Annotated in this window: 11 protein-coding genes, 1 other RNA gene, 1 pseudogene and 1 other annotated feature; of the genes and pseudogenes, 6 read left to right on the top strand and 7 right to left on the bottom strand. The window is 63.1% G+C overall.

Translation table 11 applies throughout. From position 1 onward, the window contains the following. Nucleotides 1-34 precede the first annotated feature (34 nt). The 5 genes from J5I97_RS06705 to J5I97_RS06685 form a co-directional block, all read right to left on the bottom strand. Nucleotides 35-313, bottom strand: coding sequence for a hypothetical protein (locus tag J5I97_RS06705; RefSeq protein ID WP_208590365.1), 279 nt, complete (start codon nucleotides 311-313; stop codon nucleotides 35-37). Continuing rightward, entirely contained in the window at nucleotides 303-2,651 is a 2,349-nt protein-coding gene (locus J5I97_RS06700; RefSeq protein WP_208590364.1) for an FdhF/YdeP family oxidoreductase, read from the bottom strand. The genes J5I97_RS06705 and J5I97_RS06700 overlap by 11 nt, the downstream gene beginning before the upstream one ends. After that, nucleotides 2,648-3,493 (bottom strand): formate dehydrogenase accessory sulfurtransferase FdhD, encoded by an 846-nt coding sequence (gene fdhD, locus J5I97_RS06695; RefSeq protein ID WP_208590358.1) that lies wholly within the window; start codon nucleotides 3,491-3,493, stop codon nucleotides 2,648-2,650. Before fdhD ends, J5I97_RS06700 begins: the two co-directional genes overlap by 4 nt. A 1-nt stretch (nucleotide 3,494) precedes the next feature. After that, nucleotides 3,495-5,174, bottom strand: a complete 1,680-nt coding sequence (locus J5I97_RS06690; RefSeq protein WP_208590356.1) for an OFA family MFS transporter — start codon at nucleotides 5,172-5,174, stop codon at nucleotides 3,495-3,497. Nucleotides 5,175-5,201: 27 nt separating this feature from the next. Next, nucleotides 5,202-5,277, bottom strand: a non-coding RNA gene (locus tag J5I97_RS06685) — sX9 sRNA. 458 nt (nucleotides 5,278-5,735) lie between these two features. Between J5I97_RS06685 and J5I97_RS06680 the strand changes: the two genes are divergently transcribed. Further along, the gene (locus tag J5I97_RS06680; RefSeq protein ID WP_208590354.1) at nucleotides 5,736-7,100 is read left to right on the top strand and encodes an aspartate aminotransferase family protein; all 1,365 of its coding nucleotides are present in this window, start codon (nucleotides 5,736-5,738) and stop codon (nucleotides 7,098-7,100) included. Nucleotides 7,101-7,159: 59 nt separating this feature from the next. Here the strand turns inward: J5I97_RS06680 and J5I97_RS06675 are convergent, their stop codons facing one another. Beyond that, nucleotides 7,160-10,291: an AAA domain-containing protein gene (locus J5I97_RS06675; RefSeq protein WP_208590347.1), complete on the bottom strand. Its 3,132-nt coding sequence runs from the start codon at nucleotides 10,289-10,291 to the stop codon at nucleotides 7,160-7,162. Between the two features lie 244 nt (nucleotides 10,292-10,535). On the opposite strand from J5I97_RS06675, the pseudogene J5I97_RS06670 reads away from it, so the two are divergent. The 5 genes and pseudogenes from J5I97_RS06670 to J5I97_RS06650 form a co-directional block, all read left to right on the top strand. After that, nucleotides 10,536-10,670, top strand: a pseudogene (locus J5I97_RS06670) (plasmid replication/partition related protein); the annotation flags it as partial. A gap of 187 nt (nucleotides 10,671-10,857) precedes the next feature. Beyond that, nucleotides 10,858-12,162 carry a DUF445 domain-containing protein gene (locus J5I97_RS06665; RefSeq protein ID WP_208590345.1) on the top strand — a complete coding sequence of 435 codons (1,305 nt, stop codon included), beginning with the start codon at nucleotides 10,858-10,860 and terminating at the stop codon, nucleotides 12,160-12,162. Between the two features lie 149 nt (nucleotides 12,163-12,311). Beyond that, the gene (locus tag J5I97_RS06660; RefSeq protein ID WP_208590343.1) at nucleotides 12,312-16,406 is read left to right on the top strand and encodes a CHASE domain-containing hybrid sensor histidine kinase/response regulator; all 4,095 of its coding nucleotides are present in this window, start codon (nucleotides 12,312-12,314) and stop codon (nucleotides 16,404-16,406) included. Between the two features lie 35 nt (nucleotides 16,407-16,441). After that, nucleotides 16,442-17,434 (top strand): HD-GYP domain-containing protein, encoded by a 993-nt coding sequence (locus J5I97_RS06655; RefSeq protein WP_208590335.1) that lies wholly within the window; start codon nucleotides 16,442-16,444, stop codon nucleotides 17,432-17,434. 137 nt (nucleotides 17,435-17,571) lie between these two features. Beyond that, a protein-coding gene (locus J5I97_RS06650) for an IS3 family transposase (protein WP_208586298.1) occupies nucleotides 17,572-18,785 on the top strand; the annotation gives its coding sequence in 2 pieces (ribosomal slippage) (nucleotides 17,572-17,854 and nucleotides 17,854-18,785; 1,215 coding nt in all). After that, nucleotides 17,847-17,963, top strand: a sequence feature (AL1L pseudoknot). (Overlaps the previous gene by 117 nt.) On the opposite strand, the gene J5I97_RS06645 is transcribed toward J5I97_RS06650, so the two are convergent. Next, entirely contained in the window at nucleotides 18,767-18,931 is a 165-nt protein-coding gene (locus J5I97_RS06645; RefSeq protein ID WP_208590327.1) for a hypothetical protein, read from the bottom strand. The genes J5I97_RS06650 and J5I97_RS06645 overlap by 19 nt on opposite strands. Between the last annotated feature and the right edge of the window lie 329 nt (nucleotides 18,932-19,260).

Genomic DNA, 19,260 nt, shown 5'->3' with positions numbered 1-19,260 from the left:
GGTTTGCGCGCACCACGCAGCCGGCACGCGTCACTCAGCCGCGCGACTGCTCCGATCTCGCCATACGCTGCACATGCGCCGCCACGCCGGCAAGCGTCAGCAGCGCAAATTGCCGATCGCTGCGATCTTCCACCCTGATCCAGCCCAGGCCAGGTTGGCCATCCAGGTTTGCATCGCCCAGCCAGGCCAACGTGCGCAGCAACAGGCTCATGCGCACGCCCAATTGCTTGCACAACCGCGCCAGCGACACGCCAGCGGGCGCGTCGGCCAGCGCGCGTAGCAGCTGCGCGGTGAGTTGCGGGTCAGCGGACAAGCACCGCTCCGATGTCGCGCGGCGCCGCGTCGGCGGTTTCGGCGCGATGCGGCAGCACGATCACCGGAATCGACTTGGAGGTCGGCGTGCGCGCTTGGTCGGCGAAGCTGGACAACGGCACCAGCGCGTTGGTTTCCGGGTAATACGCCGCCAGACAGCCACGCGGGATGTTGTAGTCCACAAGCAGGAAGCGCCGCGCCTTGCGGTGCACGCCGTCCTCGCACAGGCTTTGCAGGTCCACCCAATCGCCTGCCTTCATGTTCAATGCCGCGATGTCGGCGCCATTGATGAACAGCACGCGGCGCTCGCCGAACACGCCGCGGTAGCGGTCGTCCAGGCCGTAGATGGTGGTGTTGTACTGATCGTGCGAACGCGTGGTGGCCAGCGTGAACACCATTTGATCGGCGCGGCTGCGACGCGCGCGGTGAATCGGGTTGTCGGTCGGCACCGCATGCGGTTTGAACACCGCGCGTTGCTCCGGCGTCACCCATTGACGATCGCTGGCGGTGTTGGAGAGACGAAAGCCCCCCCGCGTGCGCACGCGCTCGTTGAAGTCGGCAAAGTCAGGGAACACCTGCGCGATCAGATCGCGCACCCGGTCGTAATCGCCCACCAGCCAACGCCAGCGGATCGCACTGCGTGCGCCCAACGTCGCCTCGGCCAAGCGTGCCACGATCGCCGGTTCGGACAACAGGTACGGCGAGGCCGGCGGATTGATGCCGGCCGACAGGTGCACCATGCTCATCGAATCTTCGACCGTCACCGCTTGCGAGCCGGCGTCCTGGATGTCGATTTCGGTGCGCCCAAGGCACGGCAGGATCAACGCATCGCGCCCGTGCACCAGATGGCTGCGATTGAGCTTGGTGGTGACATGCACGGTGAGTTCGCAATTGCGCAGCGCGCGGTGGGTGGCATCGGTATCCGGCGTTGCCGCGGCGAAGTTGCCGCCCATCGCGAAGAACACCTTGCCGCGCCCGTCCAGCATCGCTTGTATCGCTCCGACGGTATCCAAGCCATCGATGCGTGGCGGTGCAAAACCGAACACCGCCTGCAGCTTGTCCAGAAACGCAGCCGGCGGTTTTTCGCAGATCATCATCGTGCGGTCGCCCTGCACGTTGCTATGACCGCGCACCGGACACACGCCCGCGCCCGGCCGGCCCAGATGGCCGCGCAGCAGTAGCAAGTTGGTGATCATGTGGATGGTGGCCACCGAATGCTTGTGCTGGGTAATGCCCATGCCCCAACAGGCGATCACACGCTCGGCGTTGAGATAGAGTTCGCCGGCCTTGCGCAATACCGCTTCGTCCAGACCGGATTCCTCGACGATGGTGTCCCAGGCTTCGGCCTGAACATCGGCGGCAAACGCCTTGAAATTGGCGGTGTGCGCGTCGATGAATTCCAGATCCAGCAGCCGCGGCGTACCGTCGCGCTGCGCCTGCACTTCGCGCTCCAGCACGTGCTTGATGATGCCCTTGACCGCTGCCAGATCGCCGCCGATCTTGAGCTGAAAATAATCCGAAGCGATGCGCGTGGAGCCGTTATGCAACATCTCCAGCGTGTCCTGCGGATCGGCGAACTTCTCCAGGCCGCGCTCGCGCAGCGGATTGAACGCGGCAATCGCCGCACCGCGCCTGGAAGCCTGACGCAACTCGCCGAGCATGCGCGGGTGATTGGTGCCCGGGTTCTGACCGAAGATGAAAATCGCATCGGCCAGTTCGAAATCGTGCAGCGACACGGTGCCCTTGCCGACGCCGATCTGCGAACGCAGCGCGATGCCGGACGGCTCGTGGCACATGTTGGAACAGTCGGGAAAGTTGTTGGTGCCAAAAGCGCGCACGAACAATTGATACAGAAACGCCGCTTCGTTGCTGGTGCGTCCGGACGTGTAGAAGATCGCCTCGTCCGGCGACGCCAGTGCGTTGAGATGCCCGGCAATCTGCGCAAATGCGTCATCCCAACTCACCGGCACGTAATGGTCGGTGGCTGCGTCGTAACGCATCGGGTGAGTCAGGCGACCCTGCCCCTCCAGCCAGTAATCGCTGTATTGCGACAACAGGCTGACGCTGTGCGAGGCGAACAGTTCCAGCCCGGCGCGGCGCGCGGTGGATTCGGCCGCCACGGCCTTGGCGCCGTTCTCGCAGAATTCGAAGGTGGAGGTGTGATCGCGATCCGGCCATGCGCAACCGGGGCAATCGAAGCCGTCCGGCTGGTTGGCGTGCAGCAGCGTCTTGGCGCCCTGCACGGCGATGTCCTGTTCCATCAGGTGCTTTGCCACCGAGCGCAATGCGCCCCAGCCGCCCGCAGGATTGTCGTACTGCTCGATGGTTTTCTTGCTCATGCGGGCTCTCCCACGGCAACACCCAGATCCAGGCGTTGCGGATGGCTGTAAACAACACAATCGCGATCGCGGGCAAACCCGATCAGGGTCAGTCCCGCACTGTCGGCCAGGCTGATCGCCAGCGCGGTCGGTGCCGAAATCGCTGCAAGCAGCGGAATCCTGGCCTGCGCGGCTTTCATGGCCATTTCGTAACTGGCGCGGCTGGTCACCACCGCAAACCCTTGCGATGCATCGACACGTTCGCGTGCCAATGCACCAATCAATTTATCCAGCGCGTTATGCCGACCGACGTCTTCGCGCACCAATTGCACCACACCACGCGCATCGGCCCAGCCGGCGGCATGCACCGCGCCGGTCTGCGCAGCAATCGGCTGCTGCGCGTGCAAGGCATCCAGCGCACGCGCCAAGGCATCCGCATCGATCTGCAGCGACGACCGCACCACCGGCGGCACACGCAGCACCGCTTCGATCGATTCGTTACCGCACACCCCGCAGCCGCTGCGTCCGTCCAGATTGCGCCGCCGCTGGTCCAACGCGGCGGCACGCTCGGGTGGAATCTCGATCCGCAACCAAGCACCTTCCAGAAACGTCTCCACCGCGATCACACGCACGTCCTGCGGGTGATCGACGATACCCTCGCTCAACGAGAACCCCAGCGCAAAATCCTCCAGGTCCTCCGGGGTGGCCATCATTACCGCGAACGGTACACCGTTGTAGAGGAAGGCGACCGGCATTTCGACCGCCACCATGTCTTGCACCGTGGTGCTACGGCCTGCGCGATGGCGGCGAACCGTGCGCACCACACTACCGGGACGCATGGAGCAGGAAGACGGACTGGTCATCTCAATGGAACAGCACGAAGGATTTCTGCAGCGTCACCCAGATACCGAACAACATGGGGATGCCCACCGCCAACCAAGCGAACGCGACCAATGCGGGATTGCCGCCGTGCCCGATGCGTGCCAGTTGTTCCGGTGGCAACACGCCATGCCCGCTGCGGTCGACTTTCTCGTGCGCCAGCTGCTTTTCGCGTGCCAGTTCATCGGGCGTCATGAAGTGGCGCGCAGCCACCGGGCGCACCAACAGATTGCAGATCAGACCGAGCACCAACATGCCGGCGAGGATGTACATGGTGGTGTTGTAGACCTGTGACGGCGAGCTACCTTGAGCAAGCTGGTACTCGCGCATGTAGCCCACCACCACCGGGCCGAGCATGCCGGCGGTGGCCCAGGCGGTCAGCAGGCGGCCGTGGATGGCGCCGACCATCTGGGTGCCGAACAGGTCGGCCAGATACGCCGGAATGGTGGCGAAGCCGCCGCCGTACATCGACAGGATGATGCAGAAGATGCACGCGAACAGCGCAATGCCGCCCACGCCACCAGTCGACGGCGCCGCTGCGTACAGGCAGATGCCGAGCATAAAAAACAGCGTGTAGGTGTTCTTGCGACCGAGCTTGTCGGAGATGCTGGCCCACAAGAAGCGGCCACCGATGTTGAACAGGCTGAGCAGGCCGGTGAAGCCGGCCGCAATCGCCGCGATGCTGGCCAGCTGGGTCGGATCCAGGCTACCGAAGCCCACATCCACACCGATCAAACGGCCACCGAACACTTCCTGCAACATCGGTGAGGACATGCCGATCACGCCGATACCGGCCGAGACGTTCAAGCACAGCACGCCCCACAGCAACCAGAACTGCGGAATGCCCCAGACCTTGCTCGCATGCACATGGTTGGCGGTGATCATTGCGTTGCCACTGGCCACCGGCGCGGTCCAGCCAGCCGGCGTCCAACCACTTGGCGGCACGCGATAACCGAACGCGCCGGCCATCATGAAAACCAAATACAGCGCCGCCATGACCAGAAAGGTTTCCATCACGCCCACCGAGCTCGGCGTAGCGAAGTGGCGCATCAGCGCATCGGCCAAAGGGCTACCGATCATCGCGCCGCCACCGAAGCCCATGATCGCCATGCCGGTCGCCATGCCGCGACGGTCGGGGAACCACTTGATCAACGTGGACACCGGCGAGATGTAGCCCAGGCCCAGGCCAATGCCGCCGATCACGCCCGAGCCCAGCCACAGCATCCAGATCTGATGGAAGTGGATGCCTGCCGCCGAAATCACCAGACCGCCGCACCAGCACATCGCCGAAACCACACCGGCCTTGCGCGGGCCGGCACGTTCCAACCAACCGCCCCAGATCGCCGCCGAGCAGCCAAGCAGCACGAAGAACAGCGTGTACATCCACTGCAACTCGCTGATCTTCCAGTCGCAAGTGGTAGCGACCATGCGCGCGAACAAACCCATATCGACCGGGCAGGCAATCGCCTTGGTGATGCCCAGCGCCTTGGACAACGGCAGCCAGAACACGCTGAAGCCATAGGCCATGCCGATACACAGGTGGATCGCCAGCGCTGCCGGCGGAATCAACCACCGATTGAACCCCGGCCGCGCGATGATGCGCTCCTTGGACAGCAGACCGGCGTCTGTGCCGTTGGCTGTCGCCACAGTGGACCCTTGCGTCATTCGCGATTCCCCAAAAAACTTAAGAGCGACTAACAAAACGTAGCGAGCAGTCGTCAGGTAAGTGCGGACGGCGCGGAGGAATCGCAGTGTACGCGTGGTACACGCCGATTCCGAGCACCGGCCGCGCCCGCCTGGCGGCGCAGCAGTTTTGTTGGCCGCTCTAAAATAAACTTCGATAATCGCAACTGACACCCCGGCTGCGCGATCGCCCCACGGGCGCTGGCAACGGGCTGTCAGCCGCTCCAGATACGATTGACGGCTGCGATCGAACGAGGTGTTGCGCGTCGGCAGCGGCGACTACAAGACCCGACCGGCAGCGGTCTGGCGCATCATCGGCGATCCCCGCATCTTTGCAATGCTCGGCACCGCTTCGCAGCGTTGCACGCACCGCCACAGCCCACGTTACACAAACGTTCCTTGAGGTTAGCGGCCGACGCTGCGACGCATTGACGGGTTCTCGCATACCCCGCCAGACACGTCTCGAAACCGGCATCTGCAATCGGCGTCCACCGGGGTGACAGCCGACACGACGGCTGCCGTACAGTCGGGCCATCCCAAGCGATGGAGTCTGCAATGCACGACCACCTTCCCAACGATGACGCGCACGCGCTGCAGACACCTGCGCAATTGGATGCGTTCTGGATGCCATTTACCGCCAACCGCCAGTTCAAGGCGCGCCCTCGCCTGCTGGCCTCGGCCGCCGGCATGTACTACCGCGATGTCGACGGCCGCCAGATTCTGGATGGCACCGCCGGGCTATGGTGCTGCAACGCCGGGCATGCCCGCGAACGCATCGTGGCGGCGATCCGCGCGCAGGCCGGCACGCTGGATTTCGCCCCGACCTTCCAGATGGGCTCACCGTTGCCGTTCGTGCTGGCGCAGCGGCTGGCCGCGATCGCACCACCCGATCTGGGCCATGTGTTCTTCACCAACTCCGGCTCGGAGGCGGTGGATAGCGCGATGAAGATCGTGCTCGCCTATCACCGTTTGCGCGGCGAGGTGCAACGCACCCGCTTCATCGGCCGTGAGAAGGCCTATCACGGAGTAGGATTTGGCGGCATGTCGATCGGCGGGCTGCCCAACAACCGCAAGTGGTTCGGCCCGTTGCTGGCCGGCACCGACCATCTGCGCCACACCCTGGATATCGAACGCAATGCCTACTCACGCGGCCTGCCCACCCATGGCGCGGAACTGGCCGAGGATCTGGAACGGCTGATCACCCTGCACGATGCGTCCACCATCGCGGCGGTGTTCGTCGAACCGGTGTCTGGCTCGGCCGGGGTGATCCTGCCGCCGGAGGGTTATTTGCAGCGGCTACGCGCCATCTGCGACCGCCACGGCATCGTACTGGTGTTCGATGAGGTGATCACCGGTTTCGGCCGGGTTGGCGAGGCCTTCGCCGCGCAGCGTTTCGGCGTCACGCCGGACCTGATCACCGCCGCCAAGGGGCTGACCAGCGGCACCGTGCCGATGGGCGCGGTGCTGGTGGCCGATGCGATCCACGATGCCTTCATGCACGGGCCGCAGAACGCAATCGAGCTATTCCACGGCTACACCTATTCCGGTCACCCGCTGGCCTGCGCTGCGGCGATCGCCGCGCTGGACACCTATGCCGAAGAGGATCTGTTCGCGCGCGCGATCTCGCTCGGCCCGCAGTGGGAAGATGCGCTGCACAGCCTGCGCGGCCTGCCGCACGTCATCGACATCCGCAACATCGGCCTGATCGGTGCGATCGAACTGGCCCCACGCGACGGCGCACCCGGTGCACGCGGCTACGAGGTGTTCGAGCGCTGCTTCCACGACGGCGGCCTGCTGGTGCGCATCACTGGCGATGTCATCGCGCTGTCGCCCCCGCTGATCGTCACCCCCGAACAGATCGGGCAGATGGTCCAGACGCTGAGCACCATCCTGCGCAGCACCGTTTGAATCTGCTCCGATTGCAGCGACTTGATTACGAACAGATCCTGCTGTGCAGCATGCCGCAATCAAGCGGCACACCCAGCATGGAAGTCCTTCAACAGGGCCAGTGCGGTATCGAAATAGCGTTTATTGCCCCAAAGCTTGCGATCGCCGATCACATACAAATGTTGCTTGGCCCGGGTGACTGCGACATTGAGGATATTGGGCTCGTTGCTGACCCAATCGATCGCACCGGAATGGCTTGAATCGCAGCCGAGCACGAAGAACACGATGTCGCGCTCCTTGCCCTGGAACGTGTGCACAGTGCCGATGTTAGAGGCCAGCTGCTCCAGATTTGCCTTCGTCGGCACCGGCAGCGATCTGCCGGCAAGCGCCTGGACCCAGTTGGCCCGCTCGCAGAGCAGCGCGCACAAGCCTCGCTTGACCTCCCGAAATGGTGTAATCACGAAGACATCCGGTATGCGCCGATCGCGCGTGGTCGCCTGACTGATGTACAGATCCACCAGCGCAGCGAACAATCGTTGCGCCTGCGCAGGCACGAATTTGCTGCCGTCCTCGCTCATTGCATCGACATGCCACCAACTGCTCGGCCCCAACGTCGGATGGACGGCGGCACCGCCGTTCTTGGCATGCTTCATCCGATTGGCATAGGCGATCTGATTGGCGATCCCGAACATCGGCGCGTCGCAGCGACGATGCATCACCAACGGCACGCCGATGAAACTCTCCGGACTGTTGGGATGGCGTACGCCAAAGGCATAGCCTCGATCGGCCAAGGTCTGCACCGAATGTTTGTCCATCGCATACCGCGCATGCCGCTGCTTGAGCCAATGATCGCCAAGCACCTGCAACAAACGCGTGCCGTGGGTCACCACTGGCGGAATTTGCAGCGGATCGCCCACCACCACCACACGCTGCGACCGCATGATGGCGCCCACCGCAGCCTGCGGTGGCGCCTGGCCTGCCTCATCGACGATCAGCCAGCCCAGGTCTTCGCTGCCGATGCCGGCGAACTGGCGACGCACCGAGGCAAACGTGGTCGACACCACCGGTGTCAGCATGAACAACCATTGCCACAGCGCCTTTGCATCGTTGCCGGATGCGGCCGGGTGTGACGGAAAATTGGAAATCGCGGAGGCGATGTTCGGCTGCGCCTCCAGGAAGAACGCTTCATGCAAGGCCATGGCAGCAGCGAACAGTGCATTGCGCGACCGATTCAGGCGCGGCCCTTGCCAGAACGCGTTGGCCTGATTGGCATGACTGTCCAGGGCATTGCCATCCCAGATCGCCACATCGGCAGCTGCGCATTGCTGCGCCACTACTTCGGTGTCCTGCGCAAGCCGGCGCAGCGCCACCGCAAGATCGCAATACGCGCACCACTGCCGGTAGCGCTTGGCGTTGAAGACCTGCAACAACCAGCGCAACCATTTCGGCGGCATGCGGCGCTCAAGACTGTCTGCGTCTTCCTGCGCGCGTTGCGCCAGACCGCCTGCCGCTGCTGCGAGTTCGGTCAAGTGCAGTGAATCGAACCGTGGCAGACCGTCGCACAAGACGCGCACGCGCTCCCAGTCGGCATGCACCTGACGCAGTGCCGCTTCCAGTCGCACGAGCGCTGCATGTTCTTTTTCATATGCAGCCCGCGCCTCGATGAATGTCTCTTGCGCAGTCTTGAAGCTCGTTGGCGCACTGAGCGTTTCGCGGTAGCGCCAATAGGTCTGGGCATCGGCTTTCTCCCAGGCAGCATGGTCTACCTTGGCTTTTGCTAGATACTTTTCCGGGCGTTCCTCAGGCTTGACCGAGCGGTAATTGAAAATATCCTCGAAGCGCGTGCAGTTGGCTTTTTTGCCCAGCGCAGCGGAAATCAGGCCCCACACCGGCGGCTGCGGAACCTTCCAGCACTTGCTGGCATGACTGCCGGCATATTTGGTGGCAACCGGCTGAAAATAGCGCAAGGAATCGCGCAACGCCGGATCGATGCCGCTGCATTGCGGCAGCTCCAACGATAGATTCTCGACCGCGCCGTTGTTGGTGGAGGCGACCACGATTTCATAGCCGGTCAACGCGGGCGCCAGTTTGTACGCGCGCTTACCCAACACATCCATCTCCAACGTCTCGGTCGACAATCCCTGCCGGGCATTGCTCAGCCCTGCCAGCACACCGGCGCGCTCCACCACCAAATGCGCGACCAGATCGCGCAGCAACGTAGTCTTGCCGGTTCCCGGCGGCCCGTTGACCGCCAGAATCTGGCCGGGTTCGAGCGCCTTCATTTTGTTCAAGGCGAACTGCTGCATCAGCGACTGGCATTGGCCAGGCAGCGATGGCCAACGGCCGCCGATGGCATTGCCCGGCCGCAGCGTTTCCAGAACGTGCGACTGCCCCTGTGGACTGTCCAGATCCAGCTTTTGCACATCGGTATCGGCCAGATAGGCCTGCAATGCACGCGGCGGCGCCGGTTGCCTGAGCGCCTGCATGGCTTGATTGAGGTCGTGGACGAAGAAACTGTTGAGTATCGGCAGATCCTTGCCTTCGTCTTCGCCCGAGGCCTCTTCGTCGTTAGCGGCGGAGTCGGCCTGAGATGCGGACGAGGCCGGCGGGGCCGGCTTCTGCAACACCTCCATCCACGCCCATGCTCTGTCGGCGGGCGGCCGGTAGCCCGCCCACTGCACCAGCCGCTCCACCAACGCCGACAGCGCAGCCGCATCGAATACCGCCGTGTCGGCACAGAGCGCCTGCTTCAGCTCGAACGAAAGCGCGCCAGCGTCGGCCTCGAACTGAGCCATCGACAGACGATCCAGCGACCCTGCCTGCAACTGGCCCATGGCCCATGGCAATGCAGAAAAGCTGATTCTGTCAACGTCCGGACGCCCATCGGCACTGAGCTTGAGTTTCGCAAAGCATGTGAAGCCATCCGCAGACAGTTCACTATCGCGTGCATGGGCAATGGACGACGATGCCGGCCCCGAAAGCTGTGCTGCGACAATCCGGGTTGCTTCCGTCGCGCGGAAAGGCAGCAGATACAGCAGCCGTGGCGCATCGCTCGCCGATTGCCACGTGCCGTCAACCATTTGTTCCGGTCCAAGCAGATGCACAGGCCCTCTTTTGCGGGCTTCCTCCAATTGTTCGTCGAGATCGTAGACGTTGAAGAATTCGACGCTGTGCCAATAGTCGAGAACTGCCTGATCGAACGGGTCTGCCATACCAACATCATCCTCGCGCAACGCAATGGAACGTTCCGGCGCCAGTCTAGCCGAACCGCCGCTTGGCTCCGACGACACCGCATCGCAAACGGCATGCGCGCCGAAGCGGACAGGATTTAAGAGTGGCTCACTACAATGCCCGCCCCGCAGTTTCCGCATGAACATCGTTGTCAAATGAAGAACTCAAAGCCTGCATGGACCCGCTGACGCCCGACGAGCACGAGGCGCTGACAAGCCGGACTAGGCCGACGGTGGCCAAGCCGAACGCGGTGACGTGAAAGCCCTGCAGCGCCGCATCACCGAGCTGGAAGATGAAAACGCTGCACTGCAATCCAACGTCGCCGCACTGCAATCGCAGTTGGAGCGTTTGCGCAGCTAGGCACGACCGATCGCCTGCCTGGCGCAAGCAACGCAGCTGCTCGTAGGAGCGCACCTGACCTACTCGGTCGTCCCATCGCGCCACAGGCGCTCCTGCGAGGCAACAGCATGCTTGCGTTGGGTATTGCCCGCAGCGCAACGCGCTGCCGTGGACATACCGCCCGCACGCGACTAGGTACACTTAGCGCATGGAACCAAGCGTTAGCACTCCCAGTCCCATCGATCCCCGTCGCGCCCAGCTGCAGCGCATGAAGCGGTTGGCGGTCGCTCTGCTGCTGGCCATGTTCTCCGGCTTTGTCGTCAGTCACCTGATGGGTGAACAAGGCGTGTGGGCATGGGTGTCGGCCTTCTGCGAGGCGGCCACGGTCGGCGCACTGGCCGACTGGTTTGCGGTCGTGGCGCTGTTCCGCCGGCCGATGGGCTTGCCGATTCCGCATACCGCGATCCTGCCACGTGGCAAGGACCGTCTTGCCGATGGCCTGGCCGTGTTCGTGCGTGACCAGTTCCTGGCGCCGGCTTCACTGATGGAAAAGCTGCGCATCTTCGATCCAGCCAGCCGCTTGGGCGAATGGCTGGCAAAGCCCGAGCAGGCGCGCATGCTCGCACAGATGGCACGCAGCTGGATGTTGCAGGCACTGGAGCTGCTGGACGAAGCTGCGGTGCGGCGCGCCATTCAGGGCTTCGTGGTCGACCGTCTGCGCAAATGGAATGCTGCCGCCACCATCGGCGATGTCATGGCGTTACTCACCACTGACGGGCGCCATCAGAAACTGCTGGACGAAGTGTTGCTGCGCCTGGGCGAATGGCTGGACCAGGAACAGGTCAAGACGCGCGCCTCTGCGCTGATCGTACGTTACGCGCGGCGCGAGTGGCCCAAGTTGGTCGGCACGGTGAACTGGGTCAAGCCGATCGAAGAGATCGGCGACAGCCTGGCCGATCGCATGGCGCGCGCTGCGATCGAAGAGCTGCAGGACATCCTTAAAACGCCCGAGCATCCGATCAGGCTCGACTATGAAGCGTGGTTGCAGCGCTACATCGCGCGCCTGCGCGACGAACCGGAAATGGCCGTGCGCGTGGAAGAGCTCAAGCAACGCGCGATCGAACATCCGGCACTGCAGGAGTATGTGCAAGGACTGTGGGGCGAGATTCGCGACGCACTGCGCAATGACCTGGCGCGCGAACAATCGTCGATGGCCGCGCACATGGAGCGCTCCATGCAATCGCTCGGTCAGGCCTTGTCGCAGGATCCGTCGCTACGTGAAGCACTTAACCAGCATATGTTGCAGGCCGCAGACAAACTCACTGCACGATTGCGTGCATCGGTGACCAAACACATTGCATCGACGATGAAAAGTTGGGACGAACGTCACCTCGTCGAACAATTGGAATTGGGTGTCGGACGCGATCTGCAATACATTCGCTTCAATGGAACGTTGGTCGGTGGATTGATTGGCCTTGTTCTTCACGCACTGTCGATCTGGCTCTCGTTCTGATTCACTGAAGACGTTGATCGCATACCGGGTTAGTGTGCAGGCATAGGGGAAGCTGCGCACATCCAGATCATCGTCGAGCGGTACCACGAGGCCGACATTGCTGTCGGCCAAGGCACTGGGCACGCAACAGGCAAGGCAAAGGATCGAACATGCCGAATGGCAGCTGGGATCTGCGCAGGAAGTATGGGCGCCGGGCGTTTGTTGGCGCACTGCTGATCCTGACCGCAGGCTTGATTGCCGCCATCGTCACCGGGGTTTCGCTGCAGCGGCATAACGAGCTCGAGCGCGAGCAACGTTTTCAACATGTCGTGCTCACTCTGGCGCGTAATATCAGCGAGCGCATGTATACGTTCGAGCACGGCTTGCGCGGCGCACGCGGTGCAGTGATCGGTGCCGGCAGTGGGGTCATCAGTCGAGAGCGCTTCACCTTGTACAGTCGCTCGCGGGATTATCCGCGCGAGTTTCCCGGGGTGCTGGGTTACGGCTATATCCATCGTGTCGCACCCGCCGACGAAGCCGAGTTTCTGAAGGCCGCGCGTGCCGACGGCGCGCCGGACATCCATCGGCGTGCGTTGGCGCCGTGGGATGGCGAGCGCTACATTGTGTTGTATTTCGAGCCGGAATCTTCGGGCAACCACCCGCTCGGTCTGGATATCGCCTCCGAACCCCGACGTCGTGCTGCGGCCTTGCAGGCCTCACGTAGCGGCGAGCCGATCATGACCTCGCCGATCTCGCTGTCTAGCTACCGCGTTCCCAGCGAGACCGGCTTTCTGGTGTTGCTGGCGGTCTACCGCGAAGGTATGCCGCTGCAGACGCCGCAACAGCACATGGTCGCCACCACCGGCTGGGTATATGCGCCTTTCAGCGTCGAGCAGATGGTGCACAGCGCGCTGGGCGATCGCAATGATGTGGCGCTGGATCTGTCCGACCGCAACGAGCCGACCCACAATTTCTATCGTAGCGGCATCCCGGCAAGCGACAGTGCACGGCGTCCTCCGGTGGTGCGGTTGTTGCGGATCTACGGCCGTACCTGGGTCATCACCGCCCACCCCACCGCCAGCTTCGTCGCCTCGCTCAATCAAACTTCGCCCTGGCTGATCGGCGGATTGGTGATGGCCTTATCGGTGCTGTTTGCCGCTTTGCTGGTGCTGTATTTCAGTAACGGACTGCGCCGCGAAGAAGTGCTGCGCAAGCAGATGGAACTGGCCGCACTGGTCAGCCATTCCAGCGAGGCGATCGTTGCCGAAACCCCGGACGGGCGCATCACACATTGGAACCCGGCTGCCGAGGCAATGTTCGGTTACACGTCCGAGGAAGCGATCGGCCAGGACCTGACGACGCTGCTCTGGCCGCAACCGTATGCAGTGCCGGAGATCGACAACGCCGACGATGCGCGTCCGGCGGCTGTGGCTGCCGCGCAGAGCATGCGTCATCGCAATGGCCACCAGGTCTACGTGCTGGCCAGCAAAGCGCCGATCATCGAACGCGAAGGCACGCTTAGCGGGCACTCGCATTTCTTCCGCGACATCTCCGAGCGCCTGCACTCGCATCAGCGCATCATCGATCTCAACGCCTCACTCGAACACCAGGTGGCCGAACGCACCAGCGAGCTGGTGAAGTTTTCGGTGCTGCAGCGCGCGATTCTGGCGCATGCCGGTTACGCCATCATCGCCACCGACTCCAGCGGCTTTGTCACACTGTTCAATCCCGCTGCAGAAAAACTGCTGGGCTACAACGCCCAAGACGTCATTGGCCGGCGCAAGGCCAGCCAGTTTGTCGAACCGGAAGAATTGCAAAAGCGCGCGCATATGCTCTCCGACCAGACCGGCACGCCGGTGGCACATACGTTGGAAGCGGTCGCCGCGCTGACCAGCCTGGGCCGCAGCGACACCAGCGAGTGGACGTATGTCAGCCAGGACGGTCGCCGCCTGCCGGTACTGCTGACCTTGAGCACCTTGCGCGACGATCACGACCAGGTAATCGGCTACCTGGGCATGGCAGTGGATCTCACCGAGCAGAAGCTGCACGAAAAACAGCTGCGTCTGGCGATGGATGCGGCAAAGAGCGCCAACCAGTCCAAGTCCGATTTCCTGGCCAATATGAGCCACGAGATCCGCACGCCGATGAACGCCATCCTGGGCATGTTGTATCTACTTCAGCGTAGCGAACTGCCCGGCGCCGCCCAGGATATGGTCACCAAGATCGATCGCTCCGCGCGCACGCTGCTGGAAATCATCAACGACATCCTGGACTTCTCCAAGATCGAAGCTGGCCGCATCGATCTGGAACGTGCACCGTTCGATCTCAATCAACTGTTCGACAACATCGCCGACCTGATGCGTTCCTCGCTCAGCGCCAAGCCGGTGGAGATGATCGTCGAACCGTTGCCGCGCGATAGCCGCTGGCTGCTTGGCGATGCGCTGCGCATCAATCAGGTGCTGGTCAACCTGGTCGGCAACGCGATCAAATTCACCGAGCAAGGCGAAGTGGTGGTGTCGGTGCGGCGTTTCCCCAGTGGCGATACCAACAAACTCAAGCTGCTGTTCTCGGTGCGCGACACCGGCATCGGCATCTCCAAGGAAAAGCAGAGCTTGATCTTCTCGCCGTTTCTTCAGGCCGATACCTCCACCAGCCGGCGCTACGGCGGCAGCGGATTGGGCTTGACCATCAGCCGGCGCCTGATCGAATTGATGGGCGGCGAGCTGGAAGTGGAAAGCGTGCCCGGCCGCGGCAGCGAGTTCTATTTTGTAGTGACGCTGGAAAAATCCGCGCCGCCGCAGGCACAACGCGACCTGCCCGCGCTGCCGCCCGAAGCGATGCCACGTGTGCTGATTGCCGACGACCACGATGCCGCGCTCCACAACTTGGTGAGGATCGCCACCGAACTCGGCTGGCGCGTGGATGCAGTGGCCAGCGGCCAGGCCGCGTTGCAGGCGATCGAACAGGCCAGCCAGCCCTACGACATCTTCCTGCTCGACTGGCGCATGCCGGACATCGACGGCGTGGCGATTGCGCGCCAGATCCGCGCACGTGCCGTACCGGGGCCGCATCCGGTGATCGTGATGGTCACTGCCTACGAGCGCCGCCTGCTGGAACAGCATCCCGAGCAACAGGATCTGGATGCGGTGATGACCAAGCCGGTGACCAGCGCCGCGTTGCATCGCCTGGTCGAACAACTGGTCGACGAGCGCCACGGCGCGCGACTGGCCACGCCCACCTTTGTCGCGCGTCGCCTGGAAGGCGCGCATCTGCTGTTGGTCGACGACAGCGAGATCAACTGCGAAGTAGCACAGCGCATTCTCGAAGGCGAAGGTGCCATGGTCACCGTCGCGCACGATGGCGAACAGGCGGTCAGCACGCTAAAACGCGCGCCGGACCTGTTCCATTTGGTGTTGATGGACGTACAAATGCCGGTGGTGGATGGTTACGAGGCCACGCGCCGTCTGCGGCAGATCCCTGCCCTGGCCAGCCTTCCGGTGATCGCGTTGACCGCCGGTGCGTTCCGGCCGCAGCAAGAAAAAGCGCTGGAAGCCGGCATGAATGGTTTTATCGCCAAGCCATTCAACGTCGAGGAACTGGTGAGCGTCATTCGCCACTTTTTGCAGCCCGGCATGCGGCGTATTCCGTCGCTCCCCCACGAGACCGAGGGATACGCCGGCCCGGAGTGGGAGCACAGCGATCCGGAACTTCTGGATGCCACACGTGCGCGCAGCCTGTGGCGCGAACGCGAGCCTTACGCGCGTTATCTGCTCAAGTTGCTGCGCGACAATCCGGACCCGGCCGAGGTGGCGGCCGAGCATCTACGCAATAACGAACTATCGGCCATCGGCGCCATGGCGCATAAGCTGCGTGGTGGCGCCGGCACGCTGGCGCTACCGGCGCTGGCTGGTGCGGCCGGCGATCTGGAAACACGTATCGACGAAGGCCAGGACATCACCAGCTCGTTGATTGCGCTGAAGGACACCATGCAGCGCACCGCCGAGGCAATCCACGCGTTTGTGCACAGCAGCGACAGTGACCAGGCAACCGATGACGATGGCATCGCGCTGGACGCCGACAGCCTGCAGATTCTCGAAGCGGCCCTCGCCAGCGACGATGCCGACAAGATCGACCAAGCGCTGCTGATCTGCGCGCCCCGTTTATCGCGCAACTTGCAGGAAGCACTGCAACGCGCAATCGAAGATTTCGACTTCCGTCGCGCCGAAGCCTCGCTACGAGACTGGCAAGCCACTCACCCCCGCTGACCGCGCTCCCCGAGCCGATTGGCAAGGATCGACCCATGCCCCCCCGTCCCCTGCTCTGTGTCGACGACGAATCCAGCAATCTGGCGACCCTGCGCCAGCTGCTGCGCGACGATTTCGCGCTGGTGTTCGCCAAATCCGGTGGTGAAGCGCTGGACGCAGTGACGCGCCACACGCCGGCACTGATCCTGCTGGATGTCGAATTGCCGGACATGGACGGCTACGCGGTGGCGCGCACGCTCAAACAGCAGCCGTCCAGCAATGCCATCCCGATCTTGTTCGTGACCTCGCGCAACAGCGAGCACGACGAACGCGCCGGGCTGGAAGCGGGCGCGGCCGATTATGTGAACAAGCCCTATTCGCCTGCGCTGCTCAAGGCGCGTATCGCCACCCAGTTGAAGCTGGCCGAAAACGCGCGCCTGGCGCAGCAATACCGCGACGCGATCCATCTGCTCGGTACCGCCGGCCAAGGTCAAGACGCCGACACCGGCGCGCATATCTGGCGCATGGCCGTGTATGCACGCATCCTGGCCGAGGCGGTAGGTTGGTCGCCGCAGCAGGCTCAAACCCTGCAAGACGCCGCACCCTTGCACGACGCCGGCAAAATTGCAGTGCCCGGCAGCATTTTGCAAAAGCCCGATTCGCTGGACGAACACGAACGCTCTGTGGTGCGCCAGCACCCCCAGGTCGGCCACGACCTGCTGCGCCACGGACGCGGACCGGTCTTCCAACTTGCCGCGGAAATCGCACTGCATCACCACGAATGCTGGGACGGCAGCGGCTATCCGAAGGGATTGGTCGGCGACGCCATCCCCGAGTCAGCGCGCATCGTCGCGGTGGCCGATGTGTTCGATGCACTGTGCGGGCGGCGCGCATCGAAGTCAGCGTGGACGGTGGAAGACGCCATGCGCAAGCTCGACAGCATGTCCGGCAAGCAGCTGGAACCACGCCTAGTGCAGCATTTCCGCCAAGCATTACCGCAGATCCTGCAGATCAAGGACGCCTGGGAGAGCCCGGCCGCGCCGCGCTGATACGCCCAGGGTTCCGTAGACACTCAAGACCCTCGTTGCGCGTAGCGCCGCTCGAACTCTACAGGCGACAGGTCGCCAGTTGAACCATGAACCGCCCCGGGATTTCGGGAGGCTCCAACTCTTGAGAAGATGGGGCGATGAGCAAGACGAAATATTCACCGGAAGTGCGAGAGCGCGCGGTTCGGCTGGTGCGGGAGCATCAGGGCGAGTACGGCTCGCAGTGGGCGGCGATCGAATCGATTGCCGGGAAGATTGGCTGTTCGTCGCAGACGCTGTGCAACTGGGTGCGTCAGGCCGAGCGTGATGCCGGCAAGCGTCAGGGGCTGACGACGGACGAGCGGACGCGGATGAAAGCGCTGGAACGCGAAGTGCGCGAGCTGAGGCAAGCCAACGAGATCCTGCGCAAGGCCAGCGCGTATTTTGCCCAGGCGGAGCTCGACCGCCGCTTCAAGCCCTGACCACGTTCGTGACCGAACATTGCGATGTTCACGGGGTCGAGCCAATCTGCAAGGTGCTGCAGGTTGCCCCGTCGACGTATTACCGCCACGCGCAGCGGGAAGCGGACGCGAACTTGCGCCCGAACCGCTGGTGGAAGGACCAGGCGCTGCGCCCGCAGATCCGGCGGGTATGGGAGCAGAACCGACAGGTGTACGGCGTGCGCAAGGTCTGGCGGCAGCTCAAGCGCGAGGGCTATGCGGTGGCCCGCTGCACGGTGGAGCGACTGATGGGCGCACTTGGCCTGCGCGGCGTGGTACGCGGGAAGGTGGTCAAGACCACGATCAGCGACAAGCGGCCGTGCCCGCTGGACAAGGTGAACCGACAGTTCCATGCGCCGTCGCCGAACCGACTGTGGGTCAGCGACTTCACGTATGTCTCGACCTGGGCCGGGTTCGTGTACGTGGCCTTCGTGATCGACGTGTACGCACGGCGGATCGTGGGCTGGAAGGTGTCGCAGACGGCGCACACGGACTTCGTGCTGGACGCGCTGGAGCAGGCGCTGCATGCGCGTCGTCCAACCGAAGGCGGCCTGATCCACCACTCCGACCGCGGCGTGCAGTATGTGTCGATCCGCTACACCGAGCGGCTGGCCGACGCCGGGATCGAGCCGTCGGTGGGCAGCGTGGGCGATAGCTATGACAACGCGTTGGCCGAGACGATCAACGGGTTGTACAAGGCCGAGGTGATCCACCGGCGCGCGTGGCGCAACCGCCAGGATGTGGAACTGGCCACGCTGGATTGGGTGGACTGGTACAACCACAAACGCTTGCTGGGGTCGATCGGGAACATTCCGCCAGCGGAAGCCGAAGAGGCTTACTATCGACAACAGGCCGGTTACGCCAAAGCGGCGTGACTCAAACCAAACAGCCTCCCGAAATCCCGGGGCGGTTCACTACAGTTAGGGCAGGTAGCCGCCACCGTGCATTTGACGATGCCCGCCATGACGGCTGTGGCCACCACCATGATGCAGTAGATCAACTCGACCTTGCTCTTCATCATTACGTGCATCCTAAGCTGGCACTGCAATGCGGAGCGCCGGACGCGAAGCAGTTGCGTACTGCTTCGTTTAGGTAGTATGGGTTTGAAAATATTTTGATCGACCAATAGCGTTCCGTGAGGCATGGCTCCTTCTAAGTAGAGCTGCTCAGGTTTCGCTGAGCGGTAGCCTTTATGGACATAGTTGCACCGGCGGTTTCACTGCTCGAGCGGGATGCTGGCGGTAATCGACGCTACCTCAGCTTTGTTCGTCCGTGCCTTTGAGGCCATGCCAGGCCAGGATCTCGTCAACCCGACGCTCAACCAACTTGGCATTGTTCGAACTAAGAGCG

Origin of the sequence: Xanthomonas fragariae, from assembly GCF_017603965.1 — a bacterium.
GTDB classification, from domain to species: Bacteria; Pseudomonadota; Gammaproteobacteria; order Xanthomonadales; family Xanthomonadaceae; genus Xanthomonas; species Xanthomonas fragariae_A.
Note: the sequence above shows the minus strand (reverse complement) of the source record. Positions and strands in the feature narration are given on the sequence as shown.